The 15898-nt window shown below is 46.5% G+C and carries 20 protein-coding genes; 16 read left to right on the forward strand and 4 right to left on the reverse strand.

What is annotated here, in order from left to right; genetic code table 11:
- Positions 1–20: 20 nt before the first annotated feature.
- Positions 21–461: a PACE efflux transporter gene (locus tag ACTHY5_RS00730; protein ID WP_441874967.1), complete on the reverse strand. Its 441-nt coding sequence runs from the start codon at positions 459–461 to the stop codon at positions 21–23.
- Positions 462–588: 127 nt separating this feature from the next.
- Positions 589–1494, reverse strand: a complete 906-nt coding sequence (gene ygfZ / locus ACTHY5_RS00735; RefSeq protein WP_441874969.1) for a CAF17-like 4Fe-4S cluster assembly/insertion protein YgfZ — start codon at positions 1492–1494, stop codon at positions 589–591.
- A gap of 123 nt (positions 1495–1617) precedes the next feature.
- Here ygfZ and ACTHY5_RS00740 point away from each other — a divergent pair, with 123 nt between their 5' ends.
- Both ACTHY5_RS00740 and ACTHY5_RS00745 read left to right on the forward strand, forming a co-directional pair.
- Positions 1618–1881 carry an FAD assembly factor SdhE gene (locus tag ACTHY5_RS00740; RefSeq protein WP_441874971.1) on the forward strand — a complete coding sequence of 88 codons (264 nt, stop codon included), beginning with the start codon at positions 1618–1620 and terminating at the stop codon, positions 1879–1881.
- Positions 1850–2245 carry a protein YgfX gene (locus ACTHY5_RS00745; protein ID WP_441874973.1) on the forward strand — a complete coding sequence of 132 codons (396 nt, stop codon included), beginning with the start codon at positions 1850–1852 and terminating at the stop codon, positions 2243–2245. The genes ACTHY5_RS00740 and ACTHY5_RS00745 overlap by 32 nt, the downstream gene beginning before the upstream one ends.
- 131 nt (positions 2246–2376) lie before the next feature.
- Here ACTHY5_RS00745 and nadB read toward each other — a convergent pair whose 3' ends face one another.
- Positions 2377–3987 carry an L-aspartate oxidase gene (gene nadB, locus ACTHY5_RS00750; protein ID WP_441874975.1) on the reverse strand — a complete coding sequence of 537 codons (1611 nt, stop codon included), beginning with the start codon at positions 3985–3987 and terminating at the stop codon, positions 2377–2379.
- 193 nt (positions 3988–4180) lie between these two features.
- Between nadB and rpoE the strand changes: the two genes are divergently transcribed.
- The 11 genes from rpoE to ACTHY5_RS00805 all read left to right on the forward strand — a co-directional run bounded on the left by rpoE (position 4181) and on the right by ACTHY5_RS00805 (position 13347).
- Entirely contained in the window at positions 4181–4759 is a 579-nt protein-coding gene (gene rpoE / locus ACTHY5_RS00755; RefSeq protein WP_441874977.1) for an RNA polymerase sigma factor RpoE, read from the forward strand.
- Between the two features lie 28 nt (positions 4760–4787).
- Complete coding sequence (locus ACTHY5_RS00760) at positions 4788–5378, forward strand: sigma-E factor negative regulatory protein (RefSeq protein WP_441875009.1); 591 nt, start codon at positions 4788–4790, stop codon at positions 5376–5378.
- Positions 5378–6379: a MucB/RseB C-terminal domain-containing protein gene (locus ACTHY5_RS00765; RefSeq protein ID WP_441874979.1), complete on the forward strand. Its 1002-nt coding sequence runs from the start codon at positions 5378–5380 to the stop codon at positions 6377–6379. Before ACTHY5_RS00760 ends, ACTHY5_RS00765 begins: the two co-directional genes overlap by 1 nt.
- A 29-nt stretch (positions 6380–6408) precedes the next feature.
- Positions 6409–6855 carry a SoxR reducing system RseC family protein gene (locus ACTHY5_RS00770; RefSeq protein ID WP_441874981.1) on the forward strand — a complete coding sequence of 149 codons (447 nt, stop codon included), beginning with the start codon at positions 6409–6411 and terminating at the stop codon, positions 6853–6855.
- A gap of 81 nt (positions 6856–6936) precedes the next feature.
- On the forward strand, positions 6937–8733 hold the full coding sequence (lepA, locus tag ACTHY5_RS00775; RefSeq protein ID WP_441874983.1) for a translation elongation factor 4: 1797 nt from the start codon (positions 6937–6939) through the stop codon (positions 8731–8733).
- Between the two features lie 2 nt (positions 8734–8735).
- Positions 8736–9650, forward strand: a complete 915-nt coding sequence (gene lepB, locus ACTHY5_RS00780; protein ID WP_441874985.1) for a signal peptidase I — start codon at positions 8736–8738, stop codon at positions 9648–9650.
- On the forward strand, positions 9650–10318 hold the full coding sequence (rnc, locus tag ACTHY5_RS00785) for a ribonuclease III (RefSeq protein ID WP_441874987.1): 669 nt from the start codon (positions 9650–9652) through the stop codon (positions 10316–10318). Before lepB ends, rnc begins: the two co-directional genes overlap by 1 nt.
- The gene (gene era / locus ACTHY5_RS00790; protein ID WP_441874989.1) at positions 10315–11220 is read left to right on the forward strand and encodes a GTPase Era; all 906 of its coding nucleotides are present in this window, start codon (positions 10315–10317) and stop codon (positions 11218–11220) included. Before rnc ends, era begins: the two co-directional genes overlap by 4 nt.
- Complete coding sequence (recO, locus tag ACTHY5_RS00795) at positions 11220–11930, forward strand: DNA repair protein RecO (protein WP_441874991.1); 711 nt, start codon at positions 11220–11222, stop codon at positions 11928–11930. Before era ends, recO begins: the two co-directional genes overlap by 1 nt.
- Entirely contained in the window at positions 11923–12660 is a 738-nt protein-coding gene (gene pdxJ / locus ACTHY5_RS00800) for a pyridoxine 5'-phosphate synthase (protein ID WP_441874993.1), read from the forward strand. Before recO ends, pdxJ begins: the two co-directional genes overlap by 8 nt.
- A gap of 129 nt (positions 12661–12789) precedes the next feature.
- Complete coding sequence (locus ACTHY5_RS00805) at positions 12790–13347, forward strand: NADPH-dependent FMN reductase (RefSeq protein ID WP_441874995.1); 558 nt, start codon at positions 12790–12792, stop codon at positions 13345–13347.
- A gap of 76 nt (positions 13348–13423) precedes the next feature.
- On the opposite strand, the gene ACTHY5_RS00810 is transcribed toward ACTHY5_RS00805, so the two are convergent.
- Entirely contained in the window at positions 13424–13894 is a 471-nt protein-coding gene (locus ACTHY5_RS00810; RefSeq protein ID WP_441874997.1) for an FKBP-type peptidyl-prolyl cis-trans isomerase, read from the reverse strand.
- A 174-nt stretch (positions 13895–14068) separates the two neighbouring features.
- Between ACTHY5_RS00810 and ACTHY5_RS00815 the strand changes: the two genes are divergently transcribed.
- Genes ACTHY5_RS00815 through ACTHY5_RS00825 form a run of 3 tightly spaced genes read left to right on the forward strand, consistent with a single transcriptional unit; the run spans position 14069 to position 15660 of the window.
- Positions 14069–14341: a YkgJ family cysteine cluster protein gene (locus ACTHY5_RS00815; RefSeq protein WP_441875011.1), complete on the forward strand. Its 273-nt coding sequence runs from the start codon at positions 14069–14071 to the stop codon at positions 14339–14341.
- Positions 14342–14356: 15 nt separating this feature from the next.
- Positions 14357–15073, forward strand: coding sequence for an RluA family pseudouridine synthase (locus ACTHY5_RS00820; protein WP_441874999.1), 717 nt, complete (start codon positions 14357–14359; stop codon positions 15071–15073).
- Between the two features lie 41 nt (positions 15074–15114).
- On the forward strand, positions 15115–15660 hold the full coding sequence (locus tag ACTHY5_RS00825) for a hypothetical protein (protein ID WP_441875001.1): 546 nt from the start codon (positions 15115–15117) through the stop codon (positions 15658–15660).
- The last annotated feature ends 238 nt before the right edge of the window (positions 15661–15898 follow it).

A 15898-nucleotide genomic window follows, 5' to 3' on the forward strand; every position in this document is an offset into this window, starting at 1 on the left:
GGCTTAAAAATGAGTGGCTATTATCCTTGGTTACTTGCCAAAGAGTGGGTATTGGGAATAGGAAATATTTTGTCGTATAGCAGATTATACACAAACGCATAAATAACATAGAAAGCCGACATAGCAATGCCCATGGTAAAAGCTTGCCAAAGAGTAATACTAAAATACCAAGCAATCATGGGTAAGAAAAACACCAATAAACCGCCTTCAAATAATAAAGCATGAAAGACGCGAATCGGGGTGTTTTTATGTACGTTACCACGCAATTTTACCATGGCGTGGTCAAATAATAAGTTGTAAATATAATTCCATACTGTCGCAATAATAGAGCCAACAACGGCCATGGCACCCATTTCAAACATGTTATAGCCAAAGACTACAGTCGCAAAGGGGGTGAAAATAAATAGACCGATAAACTCAAACCCTAAGGTATGACGAATACGATCAGCTGTGGTACGCATTTCAACTCCTTATAATAACTATCGCACTGTAACGGCGCACAGTGCGATATTGGTTAGTATATTATCTCTCAGTAAACATCAGGCGGTTGCGCTTTACCTATATTGACGAAAAGAGAGTGATTAAATCTTAGTCTATCAGATCATAGGGTAAAGGTTGTAACGACAGGCGACTGTTGTCTTGGCCTTTAATTCTAAATACCGCATCGGACTCCAGCCCTTTATTGAGCACAGAGGTAAGCTGACAGGCGCCGTCTTTTTGGTACACGCTAAGCACAGTACCGGCTCTACGCCAGTTCTCTCCTAACTGCATTTCTATATCTTGATTCACAGTAATGGGTTCATCACTGTGGCCGGCTAATATAAACATCGCTTTTTTATTAGCACCACGATATTTCGCCCGCGCTACGGTTTCTTGGCCCATATAGCAGCCTTTGGTAAAGCTGATGCCATTGAGCGCCTGTAAGTTGAGCATCTGTGGGATATATTCGCTTTGATGTTCAGCACTCAAATCCGGAAGTCCGGCTTGGATCATTAATCCTTGCCATTCTAACTCGTCGCCTTGGGGTAAGTCGGGTATTGCTGTGCTGGCTGGCAACAATAATAGAGCGTGCTCTGCTGCCACCGGGATCACCACGCCGCCGCCAGGCCACTGATTATCGCCGTCTAACTGTTCATTAAGCCACTGTGATAAACCTTCTCCGGCTAGGCCAAACACATGCCAGTCGTGAGTAGTATCAGTAACTTCAGCCTTAGAAAATGCTGCAAACTTTTTAAGCTCCGGTAGCTGGCGCTCAACTACGCTGTTATTAAGCACTAATACCAGCTGCTCATTTAATTTTGCCAGCCAAAAAGAGGCCCACAATTTCCCCTTGCTATCACAGTGTCCGGCTAAACTGGCTTCGCCCAGTTCAAGTTGGTCAATATCACAGGTCACTTGGCCCTGTAGATACTTGATGCGATCGTCACCGGTGAGACTAATGACCGCTCTATCGGTAAGCGGATAAAGTACGGGAGAAGAAGAAAGAGTCAACATGGCGCTCCCCTTAAATAATAGTTAATGAAGAAGTGTGACCTTAATGGTAAAGATGACCAACACATTTGTCAGTACTCATTAGACCTTATACTATGGGCTTTGTGTTATTTTTTGGATACTCGCATGCTCAATTCTTCTGATAAACCGCGTTTAATTTGGGCTTGCCGTCGTGGCATGCTAGAGCTGGACGTTATTTTAGGCCCTTTTGTTGAACATGAATATGATAACTTAAGTGAGCCGCATAAAGTGATATTTCGTCGCTTATTAGAATGTGACGACCCTGATTTGTTTGCTTGGTTTATGGGGCATCAGCAATCTGAACAAGCCGAATTTCAGGCTATGGTAGAATATATTCTTGAACGTAACCAGATTCGCAATCAACGCTAAGGCATCTAAGTTACATGCTTGTTATCTGGTGGTTGCCGCCAGCTTATGGTGGTTGCCTGCCAGTTTGTTGCTAAGCGCTGACCGGCTTATTTGGTTTGCACCGTTTTGGTTATTGGTGTCGGTATTGTTGTATTATCGCAGTACTCGTTACCAGTTACAGGGCGAATATCACCAAGGTATCTTAAGTCTTAATGGCCGTAGTGGGCAACTGTCTACTTATAGTCGTACTGGGCCTGGCTTTTTATTACTGGTGCTAGAGGATGATATTTGGCCGCCGTTTTGGTTATTTCAAGACGCGGTATCTGATGAGACGTTTCGCCGTTTATCGCAACGGATATTGCTGGCAGAAAAGCCTAAAACATAGCGGCCTTTCGGGCCGCTGTAAGCACTAAGGCGTCAGATAAACCAAAGGGCGGCTTCTCATCGGTCAGCGCTTGCTCATCCTTGCACTTAGGCTGCAATATTGCCACTAAGAATATTGCAGCCCTAAGAGCGTTAAGGTTTTAAAATAGTGGGCTTTGGGTTGTCCTGTTGTTCGGGATAATCTAGGGTGTAATGCAGCCCACGAGACTCTTTGCGCTCCATGGCTGAACGAACGATAAGCTCGGCAACTTGCACTAAATTACGCAACTCCAATAAGTTATTACTGACGCGAAAATTGGCGTAATATTCCTGAATTTCTTGTTGTAGCAAGTCTATGCGCCGTTTCGCCCGCGCTAGCCGTTTGTTAGAACGCACTATGCCCACGTAATCCCACATAAATAAGCGCAGCTCATGCCAGTTATGATGGATCACTACTTCTTCATCTGAATCGGCCACTTTACTCTCATCCCACAGCGGCAAAGTTGGCGGCTCAGGGGTAGTGGCTAATTTAGCTAATATATCTTGGCCTGCCGCCCGAGCAAACACAATGCACTCAAGTAGTGAATTAGACGCCATGCGATTGGCCCCGTGTAAGCCGGTATAAGATACTTCCCCAATTGCATATAAACCGTCAATATCTGCTTTGCCTTTATCATCCACCATCACACCGCCGCAGGTGTAGTGTGCAGCAGGAACCACAGGCATAGACTGGCGGGTAATATCGATACCGACTTTTAGGCAACGTTCATAAATGGTGGGAAAATGCTTCAGAATAAAGTCGGGGGCTTTATGGCTAATGTCTAAAAACATACATTCGGCCCCTAACCGCTTCATTTCATGATCAATGGCGCGGGCCACTATGTCCCGTGGGGCGAGCTCGCCGCGTTCGTCATAATCAGGCATAAAGCGGCTGCCATCGGGACGTTTAAGTAAGGCGCCTTCGCCACGCAGGGCTTCCGTAAGCAAAAAGTTACTATCGTCGGGGTGAAACAAACTGGTGGGATGAAATTGATTAAATTCCATATTGGCTACCCGACAACCGGCGCGCCACGCCATGGCGATGCCATCACCTGAACTCACGTCTGGGTTTGACGTGTACTGATACACCTTAGATGCACCGCCGGTGGCCATGGCAATAAAGCGAGCGCGTACCGTTTCTACCCGCTCTTTATCGCGGTTCCATACATAGGCGCCCAATACTCTATTGTGGGAGGAGGGCTCGCATAACCCAAGCTTTGCGCTGGTAATTAAATCAAGCGCATTCACCCGTTCTAGAATATGAATGTTAGGATGCTGCTGTACTTGTTCATTGAGTGTCAGCTGTACAGCACGGCCAGTGGCGTCTGCGGCATGAAAAATACGCCTGTGGCTATGGCCACCCTCTCGAGTAAGGTGGTAAGACGGTTGACCGTGGAGCGAGCCTTCGGTATCAAAAGGTACACCTAAGTCAATTAGCCACTGTATAGCCAAGGGGGCTTGACTGGCGGTAAACTCCACTACGTTCGGATCGCATAAATCGGCACCGGCAATTAAGGTATCATTGACATGAGACTCGATACTGTCGGTTTTATCGAACACAGCGGCAATACCGCCCTGAGCATAGAAGGTAGAGCCTTCGGCCAGCGGCCCTTTACTGAGTACATGAACATTGGCATGGTCGGCCAGTTTTAATGCCAAAGACAGCCCAGCAGCTCCACTGCCAATGATGAGGACATCGCAAAGGTATTCAACAGGATCCTTCATAAAGTATCATTGGTTCAATAGGAATCGTTTTTCTATATTATCTTAAGCAGGCTTAGGGTGCAGCCAGAATTGTTATTCTCAAACGAGTTCAGAATATTTTAGAACTTTTGTCGGTATCTATAGTCTATATGGATGCGTTTATTACGTGCTGATGCAGTAATGTATCGGATTATTCGGAGGCTACGCGGCTCGCATGAGCGATAATTTAACAGACCAGCAGTTGGTTGAACGAGTACAGCGTGGCGATAAAAACGCATACAACCTGCTGGTAAAAAAATATCAACATAAAGTGGCGAACCTAGTGTCTCGATATGTGTCTAACTCAGGAGACATACCAGATGTGACACAAGAAGCCTTTATTAAAGCATATCGGGCATTAGCTGGGTTTCGCGGTGATAGCGCCTTTTACACTTGGCTATATCGTATTGCCGTTAACACCGCCAAAAACTATTTAGTGGCGCAAGGCAGACGGCCCCCTGGGCGAGATGTCGAAGTTGAAGATGCAGAATATTACGATGGTGGCAGTGGCTTACGCGATCAAGCGTCACCAGAACGACTCATGTTATCGGATGAGATCAAGCGTGCGGTGTTTAGTACCATAGAAACACTGCCGGAGGATCTTAAAACAGCGATAACCTTACGAGAGCTAGAAGGGATGAGCTATGAGGATATTGCCAGCGTTATGGACTGCCCAGTAGGTACAGTTCGGTCTCGTATTTTTCGAGCGCGTGAAGCAATAGATAAGCGAATCCAACCTTTAATTCAGGGTTGAATGGGGAATAATTGTGATGGCAGATGTGATGGCAAATAAAGAGCAAATATCGGCATTGGTAGATGGAGAAATCCAAGATAAAGTCTTGCTTGAGCAATTAAGTGAGCAGCCAGAGTTGGCCGATACCTTTGGCCGGTACCACCTTTATGGTGATGCATTACGCAATGACTTACCCAATAACTTGCATCTAGATTTAAGCGATAAAATAGCCTTGGCGTTAACAGACGAGCCGGCGTTAGTTGCTGCAACAGATAAGCAGGCATTATTAAATGAAAAGGCGAGCAATGTTGAGCACAGCCATGATAATAGCACTAATGTAGTGCGGCCACGCTTTGGTAAAGTATCACCTGTGCTACGTTATATTGGGCAATTTGCGGTGGCAGCTTCTGTATCAGCAGCGGTAATAGTAGGGGTGCAGCAATACAGTCAACATGATTTGCCATCACCAGTGCTTAATACTATTCCACTTAATGGCGGAGCGGCTCCTGTTAGCTTAAATTATCAAGCGGAGCCGCATCAGTCGGTAAGCGAACAAACACGTTTAGAGCAGCAACGTCGCATTCACGAGCTGTTAATGGATCATGAGTTGCAGCAACGACTGCGCCAAAATGAAAGGTAATGAGCTTGAGAATACAGGGGATACCAGCGGTTATCTTGCTATTAGCCGGTTTAGTGTCTGGTGCTGTGATGGCCAAAGAAGATGCAAGTGAGCGCATACTGCACCGCATGCAACAAGCTTATCAACAACTGAACTTTGAACTCACATTAATTGAATTCAGCCAAGGGCAGCTTGAGCCTAAGCGCTTAACCAGAGGCCATTTTAATGGACAGGAGCTAACACACCTCACTCACCTTAATGGTCGACCACGAGAATTTGTGCAACGTGATGATAAAACCAGCTTTTTTGACGCAAGTCATAGTGGTTACACTTTAAAAGGTGCCAATCTGCCAGGACTTTTTTACCGTCTGCAAGCGGTGCCACTTCTTCCCATATTAGATCATTATGACGCTGTGCCAGCAGGGCGCAGTCGTGTTTTGGGGCGTGTCGCACAAGTGGTACGCTTGGTGCCTAATGCGCCGGGCTACTATGGGTACGCATTGTGGTTAGATCAAGAAAGCGGCTTGCTGGTTAAATTAGATACCTTGTCTAAAGATGCTAGCGTTGTGGAGCAAAGTGTGGGGGTGGCACTTAATATTAGCGAGCAACCTAGCCTGCTTATTAAAGAATTAGAAAAGGCTTCATTACCTTCTGTCATGTCGGTGTCTGATGTATACCCTGCACCGCAGCAACCATCGTCTTGGCGAATAGAGTGGGCTCCTGATGGTTTTGAGCTGAGCTCGCAAGACACACACAAGCTACCTATTACCGAACAAGCAGTAGACTATTTAATGTTGTCTAATGGCTTGGTTGACGTCTCTGTTTATATTGCAAAAGCTGGGCATAATAGTGAGATGCACCAGCAGTTAGTGCGACAAGGGGCGACTCACTTGTTGAGCCTAGTGAATGCCTCACAGGTAGAGGTGACGGTTGTGGGAGCCATTCCTGCTGAAACCGCGCGTAAAATTGCTGAATCTATTACTCGTCAAAAAACGAGTGACGACTCCAGCGTAGCACCGTAAATGAGCCTGATAATATTTGAGCAAACATCATGATTGAAGAAGTTGCAACCGTTTCTGCGGTATATGAAGGTGGTGTAGAAGTGGTGTGCTTTAGCAAGTCGGCCTGTGGCCAGTGCCAGCAAAACAGCCAATGCGGTACCGGCATCGTCTCTAAAGCACTACCGGGTCGAGAACATCGTTTTTTGATTACTACAGACTTATCATTAACTGTAAACCAGCAAGTGCGTATTGGCATCCCAGAGCATAGCTTAATTGGCAGCGCCATTGTGGTGTATTTATTTCCGTTATTGTTATTGCTGGGCGCCGCCTTATTAGCCAGCGTAGGTTTTGGCATGGGGGACGCTGGCACATTGGCCAGTGCCAGCGCAGGAGCCGTGATTGGTTTTTGGTTAGCATCGCATTATGCCAAGGGCAATCGCCTACAGACAGAGCCGATTATCATCAGCCCCATGCTTAGCGTGGCTAATCTCGACTAAGGATTGGCCACGGTAGGGCTAATCCAGTAGAATCTTGCCTTTGACTCTCGCTTTTTAGACTACGGACTCCTTAATTTCATTATGAAGCATATTCGTAACTTTTCCGTCATCGCTCACATAGACCACGGTAAGTCTACCCTGTCAGATCGTTTAATACAGGTGTGTGGCGGCCTCTCGGACCGTGAAATGCAGCAGCAAGTGCTTGATTCTATGGATCTGGAGCGCGAGCGAGGCATTACCATTAAAGCCCAAAGTGTGACCTTAGACTATAAGGCTCGCGATGGCGAAACCTATCAACTTAACTTTATTGATACGCCCGGGCATGTGGATTTTTCTTATGAAGTCTCTCGCTCGTTAGCCGCCTGTGAAGGGGCGCTCTTGGTGGTGGATGCAGGGCAAGGGGTGGAAGCTCAAACGCTTGCCAACTGCTATACCGCCCTCGATATGGAACTAGAAGTGGTTCCTATCCTTAATAAAATTGATTTGCCTCAAGCTGAGCCCGAGCGAGTGGCAGAAGAAATCGAAGATATAGTCGGTATAGACGCCATGGATGCGGTGCGCTGCTCGGCGAAAACCGGTATGGGGGTAGAAGATGTACTAGAGCGACTGGTACAGCAAATTCCGCCACCAGAGGGTGATCCTGACGGTGAGCTGCAAGCCTTAATCATTGACTCTTGGTTTGACTCCTACTTAGGTGTGGTGTCTTTGGTGCGCATTAAGCAAGGCCGCCTAAAGAAGCATGACAAGATCAAAGTGATGAGTACTGGACAAGTGTGGGGCGTAGACCGTATTGGTATTTTTACCCCTAAACAGCACGATACTGAGGGTTTAAACTGCGGTGAAGTGGGTTGGGTGGTGTGTGGTATTAAAGATATTAACGGTGCACCGGTAGGTGATACTTTAACACATTCAAAACACGGTTCAGACAAGGCTTTACCCGGCTTTAAGAAAGTAAAACCGCAGGTATATGCAGGTTTATTTCCTATTTCTGCCGATGATTATGAAGCCTTTCGTGATGCGCTAAATAAACTATCGCTTAATGATGCCTCATTATTCTATGAGCCTGAAACCTCTAATGCTCTTGGCTTTGGTTTTCGTTGTGGCTTTTTAGGCCTATTGCACATGGAGATTATTCAAGAGCGACTAGAGCGTGAGTATGATCTCGACCTGATTACGACGGCCCCCACAGTGGTCTATGAAATTGTGCAAACCGACGGCGAAATTATTTATGTTTCTAGCCCGTCGGGCTTACCCGCACTTAATGACATTGAAGAGCTGCGAGAGCCGATAGCAGAGTGCCATATTTTGGTGCCACAAGAGTACTTGGGCAACGTTATTACCCTGTGCGTTGAAAAACGTGGCATGCAAACCAATATGGTGTATCACGGCAACCAAGTTGCGCTAAGTTACGATATTCCCATGGCTGAAGTGGTGCTCGACTTCTTTGACCGTTTGAAGTCGTGTAGTAAAGGCTACGCCTCTCTTGATTATAGCTTTAGTCGTTTTGAAGCCGCTGACATGGTGCGCCTCGATATTATGATTAATGGCGATCGTGTTGATGCGTTGGCAGTTATTACTCATAAAGATAACGCCTTGTATCGTGGCCGCTTATTGGTTGAGAAAATGCGTGAGCTTATTCCGCGTCAGATGTTTGATATTGCCATTCAAGCGTCTATTGGTAGCCAGATTATTTCTCGCAGCACAGTTAAAGCCTTGCGCAAAGACGTGACCGCTAAGTGTTATGGTGGTGACGTTAGCCGTAAGAAAAAGCTGCTGGCTAAGCAAAAAGAAGGTAAGAAGCGGATGAAGTCGTTAGGGCGAGTTGATATTCCCCAAGATGCTTTCTTAGCTATTCTTCACGTTGGAAAGGATAAGTAATTATGGCAAGTAACTTTGCCTTGATCCTAGTGCTGGTCACGCTGGTGACCGGTATTATTTGGGCGCTGGATAAGTGGCGCTGGGCTCCTGCCCGGGCTCGTAAGATTGCCAAAGCACAACATGCGCATGGTAATAAAGTAGACGAAGCAGCCTTGGCAAAGGCGGCTAAAGTACCGGGCTGGATTGAACAAGCTCGCTCTATTTTCCCAGTGATTGCCGTGGTGTTGGTGCTGCGTTCCTTTATCTATGAGCCTTTTCAAATACCTTCAGGGTCCATGATGCCGACCTTGTTGGTGGGTGACTTTATTTTAGTTGAAAAATTTGCTTACGGCTTAAAGGAGCCGGTCAGCAATACCACGCTTATCCCAACTGGGCAGCCTGAACGTGGCGATGTTGTAGTCTTTAAATACCCTGAAGATACGCGCATTGACTATATTAAGCGGGTGATTGGTTTACCGGGAGACACAGTGGTCTACCAAGACAAGCAGCTGTTTGTTAAGCCAGCCTGTCAGGAAGAGCCTTGTGCTGACTTTGCTCCAGTAGAGTTGAGCGCTGCACAACACAGTGCGTTTTCTCAGATGGGGGTTAAGCTTGAGCGCTTCAGTGAGAGTTTAACTAAGCAACCGCATCATATATTGCGTAACCCCATGCTACCGGACCGAGTATCCATGTATTACCGCCAATCCGACACCGCTCTTAATGAGTGGGTGGTGCCTGATGGTCACTATTTTACGATGGGCGATAACCGAGACAACAGTACCGACAGTCGATTTTGGGGCTTTGTACCGGAAGAAAACTTAGTGGGTAAGGCCGTGGCTATTTGGGTTAGCTTTGAATTTGAACGTAATGCCGATAGCTGGCTGCCGACTTGGGTACCCAGTAATGTTCGCTTTAGCCGCATAGGCGCAATTCATTAATGAAAAAACTGCATATATTAGAAAAAAAACTGGGATACAGCTTTAAAGACCAAACCATGTTGGTGCGTGCACTTACGCATCGCAGTGCTGGAGCTCGCCATAATGAGCGATTGGAATTTTTAGGTGATTCACTATTGAGCATGGTTATTGCCGATGCGTTGTTTCATCGTTTTCCTAAGGTAAATGAAGGCGATATGTCACGCATGCGTGCTACCTTGGTACGAGAAAAAACCTTAGCTGAGCTGGCGCGTGAGTTTGAGTTAGGCGAGTATTTAATTTTAGGCCCTGGCGAGTTAAAAAGTGGTGGCTTTCGTCGTGAGTCGATTTTGGCAGATGCAGTAGAGGCACTTATTGGTGCTGTATATTTAGATGCCAATATTGAGCAGATGCAAACTATGTTATTGGCTTGGTATGACAAACGGTTGAATGATATTCAACCGGGAATTGATCAAAAAGATCCTAAAACTCGCCTACAAGAACTTTTGCAAGGTAAGCGCAAGCCATTGCCCACTTATTCTGTGGTGCATGTGGTGGGCGAAGCCCATAACCAAAAGTTTACCGTGCACTGCCAAATAGAAGGCATACCAGAGCCGGTGATAGGCTTAGGTACTAGCCGTCGTAAAGCCGAACAATCGGCCGCCGAACATGCCCTGGAAGTATTATTATGACAGCTAAAGAACAAACCTATTGTGGCTTTATTGCCATTGTTGGCCGACCTAATGTTGGGAAATCAACTCTGATCAACCACTTATTAGGACAAAAGGTTAGCATCACCTCGCGTAAGCCACAAACTACGCGCCACCGCATTATGGGCATTGACACCGATGGGGCGTATCAAGCCATTTATGTGGACACCCCAGGGCTTCATATTGAAGAAAAGCGGGCCATTAACCGTTTGATGAATCGCGCAGCGTCCAGCTCGCTGGGTGATGTTGAGATGGTGATCTTTATGGTAGAGGGCACCAAGTGGACCGACGACGACGAAATGGTGGTTAACAAGCTGCGCCGCATGGACTGCCCAGTGGTGCTAGCCATTAATAAAATTGATAACGTTGAAACCAAAGAAGAGCTGCTGCCGCACATGCAATGGCTGGCAACTAAGATGGATTTTGCTGACATAGTGCCTATTTCTGCAGAGAAAGGCACCAATGTCGATACGCTTGCTAAGTTAGCTCGAGCTCGTTTGAGCCCTTCTATTCACTACTTTCCTGAAGATTATATTACCGATCGCTCGTCACGATTTATGGCAGCAGAAATTATCCGTGAAAAGCTGATGCGCTTTACAGGAGACGAGCTTCCTTATTCCGTAACGGTTGAAATTGAGCGCTATCAGGTTGATGAGCAAGGCATAGTGCATATTAACGGTTTGATCTTAGTTGAGCGCACTGGGCAAAAACGCATGGTCATTGGCAACAAGGGTGAAAAGCTGAAAGTGATTGGTACTGAAGCACGCTTAGATATAGAAAGCTTGCTTGAGCAAAAAGTCTTTCTTGAACTGTGGGTGAAAGTGAAATCTGGTTGGGCGGACGATGAGCGCGCTCTGCGCAGCCTAGGGTACGGTGAAGATTAATGACGGCGCATGCCGCCTTCGTTATTCATAGTCGGCCCTACAGTGAGACCAGCCAGTTGGTTGATGTGTTTACGCGCGAACAAGGGCGACAAAGCCTGATTGCTAAAGGCAGTCGACGCCCACGTTCTGCACTTAAAGGGCTGTTACAGCCCTTTGTGCCGCTAGATATTCGTTTTTCTGGTAGAAGTGAGCTTAAAACCTTATTAAAAGCGGAAGCCACCGCGCCAGCCATTCGCCTAACGGGAACCGCACTTTATAGTGGCTTGTACCTTAATGAGCTGATATTTTATCTACTAGAAACCCACACCCCGTTTGATGAAATATTTGATGCCTATTATCAAACGCTAACCAGTTTAGCGAATGGGGTGGGCATTGAACCTTGCTTGCGCCACTTTGAGTTTTATCTGCTTAATATATTAGGCTATGGCGTCGACTTTACCCTTGATGCCGATAGCGGACAGGCTATTAAGCCAGAGGCTTGGTATCAATATCAGTCAGAATCAGGCTTTATACAGTTGGCTAAGCCAGAGCCGGGCGCTTATGCTGGTGAGCATCTTTATGCACTGGCCGAACTCGATTTAACCCGACCCGATGTACTAGTGTCGGCTAAGCGCTTTAGTCGCCAAGCCCTGGCGCCTTACTTGGGGGGCCGAGCCTTGCGCAGTCGCGCTTTGTTTATCAAAGGAAAGAGAGGAAGTCGCAGTGAGTGAATTATATTTAGGTGTAAATATCGATCATATTGCCACTTTGCGTAATGCGAGAGGCACTAATTACCCTGATCCCGTGCACGCGGCTGCGATCGCTGAACAAGCCGGTGCCGACGGTATTACTGTGCACCTACGTGAAGATAGACGTCACATTGTCGATCGCGACGTGGATATTTTAAGCCAGACCATTGAAACACGCATGAACCTTGAAATGGCAGTGACCGATGAAATGTTGGATATTGCCTGCCGTATCAAGCCTGCCTTTGTGTGTTTGGTGCCAGAAAAACGCGAAGAGTTGACTACCGAAGGCGGATTAGACGTGGCCGGTCAGTTAGACAAAATCACGGCTGCGGTAACTCGGCTTAAAGAGGCAGGGGTAACAGTGTCTTTGTTTGTGGATGCCGACAGAGTGCAAATTGATGCCGCCGTCAGCGCGGGTGCCCCTTATATTGAAATTCACACCGGCCACTATGCTGATGCTAAAAGTGAGTCGGAGCGCGGCGCTGAGTTAAAGCGTATTGCAGCCTCGGCGTCTTATGCCAGTGATATTGGTTTGAAGGTGAATGGCGGTCACGGTTTGCACTATCATAATGTAAAGCCGATTGCGGCGATCCCTGAAATGCTAGAGCTTAATATTGGCCATGCCATTATCGCCCGAGCGGCCTTTGATGGTTTAGAGAAAGCCATTCGCGATATGAAAAGTCTCATGCGCGAAGCCCGTCAAGGAATTTAATGGCTGTAATAAGCGGCAATAAAAAATAAACCAAGTCTGCTGACTTGGTTTTTTTATACGTTTAGCCGACACTTTTTAATAAAAATTCGTTATGCTGAATAACACTTTATAGCTTGGTAAGGGGAGAGTATGAGTCGTAAATTACAGATAGTGGCACTGTCGGGGAGTTTAAGGGCTGGCTCTTATAATAGCGCCGCTATTCGAGCGGCCATGGCGCTGGCTCCGCAAGACTGTGATATTGAATTGCTCGATATCAGTCAACTGCCCCTCTATAACGAAGAGCTGGATGGCGAGCATGCACCTAAAGCGGTATTGGCATTAGCTAAAAAAATCGCCAGTGCCGACGCGCTATTATTTGCCACGCCTGAATATAACTACTCAATTTCTGGGGTATTAAAAAATGCCATCGATTGGTTATCTCGGCAAAAGCCCCAGCCGTTTTCGGATAAGCCCGCGGCCATTATCAGCGCCAGTATGGGGATATTAGGAGGGGTGCGAGCACAGTATCAGTTGCGACAAATGATGGTTTCTATGGACGTGCATTTTGTGAATAAACCAGAAGTCATGATTGCTCAAGCTCATGAAAAATTCTCAGAACTTGGCGAACTTAATGATAGCCAAACCGCTGAATTTATTGAAAAGCTTATGCTTGCTTTAACAGATTGGACTCGCCGCCTCCAGCGTTAGTGCTTAATAAGGCCCCTTAATACATTAAAAAAATAAGGGGCATGCTTGTCAGCTTTAGGCTTAAAAGTAAACAGGGCTATTGAATTGCCAGCAACTCAACTTCAAAAATAAGCAAAGTGCCCGGTGCTATGGGGCCTGCACCATTATTGCCGTAGGCTAATCTTGAGGGCACAAAAAACTTAAACTTGTCTCCCTCCACCATTAACTGCACACCTTCCGTCCAACCTTTGATCACACGATTAAGTGGGAAGCTTATCGACTCATTACGCTCGACTGAACTATCAAAGACGGTGCCGTCTAATAAAGTGCCATGATAATGCACTTCTACCGTAGATTTAGCACTAGGGTGAGTGCTGCCTTCACCTTTTTGTAGCACCTGATATTGTAATCCAGACGCTGTTTCTATCACCTCTGGATGTATTTTATTAGTAGCTAAAAACGCCTTCCCTGCGGTGATATTTTCAAGCGCGATTTTTTTATTATTAGACTGCCTAACGAAATAAAATACCGCCACTAATACCACAATAGCCAATAGTACAAATTTCATTTTTCTTCCTATGTATGCTGAGGTTGGCCTATTCTAACACTCGTTTTTTGCAGATGAAGCTAAATCACCATCAGGCTGAGGTGGGCGGTATAATTGATAAGGTGAAGGAGGTAGGATAGTCAAATAAATGCAAAGTAAGAATGGGTAGTGTGAGTGGGCATTAATGTTAAAAACATCCCCGAAACCGAGGTCACTTGTGCCAGTTGTCAGGCATGCTGTTGTCGTTTAGAGGTGATGTTAATTACCGATACTGGCGTACCACAAGAGCACATTAGTGAAGACAAGTGGGGCGCACAAACCATGCGGCGCTTAGAGGATGGTTGGTGCTCGGCCATCGACAGAACAACGTTTCTGTGCACTATTTATGAGCAAAGACCTTGGATTTGTCGAGAATTCGAAATGGGGTCAAGTGAATGTTTAGATGAAAGGGCCATGCTCGTTAAATAACTTAACTAGGAAGATATGATGTCGGTTGTTGGCGCGCAAATAGCCCCCATGGTTGATGACTTTGTTGCCCCGAAATGCCACGATATGGTCGGTATTTTATATCAAGATGACGATATCTTGTTGATTAATAAACCCAGCGGTCTATTGAGCTTGTCGGGCAAGCACCCCCTTAATTGGGATTCAGTACATTATCGCTTAGTGCAGGGGCAGCCTGGGGTAACTCCGGCCTTTATCCATGCAAAGCTGGTGCATCGTTTAGACTTTGGTACCTCTGGTATTATGGTGGTGGCACTGAATGCGATAGCGGCAAAACAGCTGAATAAGCAGTTTCAAGCTCGAACGATACAAAAGCGCTATTTAGCCTTACTAGAAGGCTGGCTAGAGCGGGATCAAGGCCGTATTACAGCGGCAATAGCAAAAGACAGCGCGCTGTTTCCTCGGGTTAAAATTTGTGATGCCACCGGTAAAGCAGCCATCAGCGAATATCAAGTATTGGCCCGGTTAGAGGCGCCGCGCTTAAGCCGAGTCGAGTTTACTCCGCTGACTGGGCGCACCCATCAACTGCGTATTCATAGTCACGCCATAGGGCATGCTATTTGGGGTTGTGACTTATACTCCAGCGCCCACAGTCAGTCGCTTGCCGATCGTTTATTGTTACATGCTAGCGATTTATACTTTGAGCATCCCACCCTTAATACGCCCATGCACGGACATTGCCCCTGTCCCTTTTAGTTGGCTGGCGATCAGGTCATTCATACAGCAGGATAGTCACTATGTCTAAAGAAGAGCGGCCACTACTTTCGGTGATTGTGCGCCGGTTCCCGAAAAAACTGATGGCTAAAATTGAGCAATCGTTAGGGAAAACCCAAAAGGCCATGGCCAATCAACCCGGCTTTGTGGGACTGCAAAACAGCTTTTCTCATCACGCCGATTACAGTGAGTTGGTAACGGTATTTGCGTTTGACTCAAGTGAGAGCTTAAGTCAGTGGGAAAAGTCGCCCCTTCGTAATAGCTTTGTTACTGAGCTTGACCTTTACTCCCACGACAGTGTGACTCATGCCCAATTTGATGATCTTGCATTGCTGTTGCACCCTAGAGCGCAGTTAAGAAAAATAGAAACGGTGGCGATTTTAATCTTTTGGATTTTATTGCTCGGCAATATTTTACGCTATTTAGCCGATGAATATTTACCCGGCCTATTGGCACCACACTGGCGTAACAGTATTTTAGTGTTAATTAATGTGGTGCTGATTAGTTATGTATTTTTGCCCTGGTCGAGCATGATAGTGACCAAAATTAAGGCCTACTGCACTAAATAGCCAGCTAGCCCAGCCGTCATACGACTTTATGGTGCAAGGGAGGATAAAGGGATCTACATCAGCGACCATCACATGACAGGGACGTCATGTGCAGAGCGTTACAGGGAGGTGCTTGCAGCGTGTCGGTGGAGTAGACGCTTTATACCAATCTAAGTAAAAATGTGATCTGATTTAAAGCTGGATCTAGAGGAAACAGAGTCACCTTCCACGACACGCCACTGGGCTAGCCATCTTTGCT

It is taken from the genome of Oceanisphaera sp., assembly GCF_052084945.1.
GTDB lineage: Bacteria > Pseudomonadota > Gammaproteobacteria > Enterobacterales > Aeromonadaceae > Oceanimonas.

Coding starts and splice junctions, on each gene's coding strand:
- ACTHY5_RS00730 (WP_441874967.1), bottom strand. CDS start 461: ATGCGTACCACAGCTGATCGTATTCGTCATACCTTAGGGTTTGAGTTT.
- ygfZ (WP_441874969.1), bottom strand. CDS start 1,494: ATGTTGACTCTTTCTTCTTCTCCCGTACTTTATCCGCTTACCGATAGA.
- ACTHY5_RS00740 (WP_441874971.1), top strand. CDS start 1,618: ATGCTCAATTCTTCTGATAAACCGCGTTTAATTTGGGCTTGCCGTCGT.
- nadB (WP_441874975.1), bottom strand. CDS start 3,987: ATGAAGGATCCTGTTGAATACCTTTGCGATGTCCTCATCATTGGCAGT.
- rpoE (WP_441874977.1), top strand. CDS start 4,181: ATGAGCGATAATTTAACAGACCAGCAGTTGGTTGAACGAGTACAGCGT.
- ACTHY5_RS00760 (WP_441875009.1), top strand. CDS start 4,788: ATGGCAAATAAAGAGCAAATATCGGCATTGGTAGATGGAGAAATCCAA.
- ACTHY5_RS00765 (WP_441874979.1), top strand. CDS start 5,378: ATGAGCTTGAGAATACAGGGGATACCAGCGGTTATCTTGCTATTAGCC.
- ACTHY5_RS00770 (WP_441874981.1), top strand. CDS start 6,409: ATGATTGAAGAAGTTGCAACCGTTTCTGCGGTATATGAAGGTGGTGTA.
- lepA (WP_441874983.1), top strand. CDS start 6,937: ATGAAGCATATTCGTAACTTTTCCGTCATCGCTCACATAGACCACGGT.
- lepB (WP_441874985.1), top strand. CDS start 8,736: ATGGCAAGTAACTTTGCCTTGATCCTAGTGCTGGTCACGCTGGTGACC.
- rnc (WP_441874987.1), top strand. CDS start 9,650: ATGAAAAAACTGCATATATTAGAAAAAAAACTGGGATACAGCTTTAAA.
- era (WP_441874989.1), top strand. CDS start 10,315: ATGACAGCTAAAGAACAAACCTATTGTGGCTTTATTGCCATTGTTGGC.
- recO (WP_441874991.1), top strand. CDS start 11,220: ATGACGGCGCATGCCGCCTTCGTTATTCATAGTCGGCCCTACAGTGAG.
- ACTHY5_RS00805 (WP_441874995.1), top strand. CDS start 12,790: ATGAGTCGTAAATTACAGATAGTGGCACTGTCGGGGAGTTTAAGGGCT.
- ACTHY5_RS00810 (WP_441874997.1), bottom strand. CDS start 13,894: ATGAAATTTGTACTATTGGCTATTGTGGTATTAGTGGCGGTATTTTAT.
- ACTHY5_RS00820 (WP_441874999.1), top strand. CDS start 14,357: ATGATGTCGGTTGTTGGCGCGCAAATAGCCCCCATGGTTGATGACTTT.
- ACTHY5_RS00825 (WP_441875001.1), top strand. CDS start 15,115: ATGTCTAAAGAAGAGCGGCCACTACTTTCGGTGATTGTGCGCCGGTTC.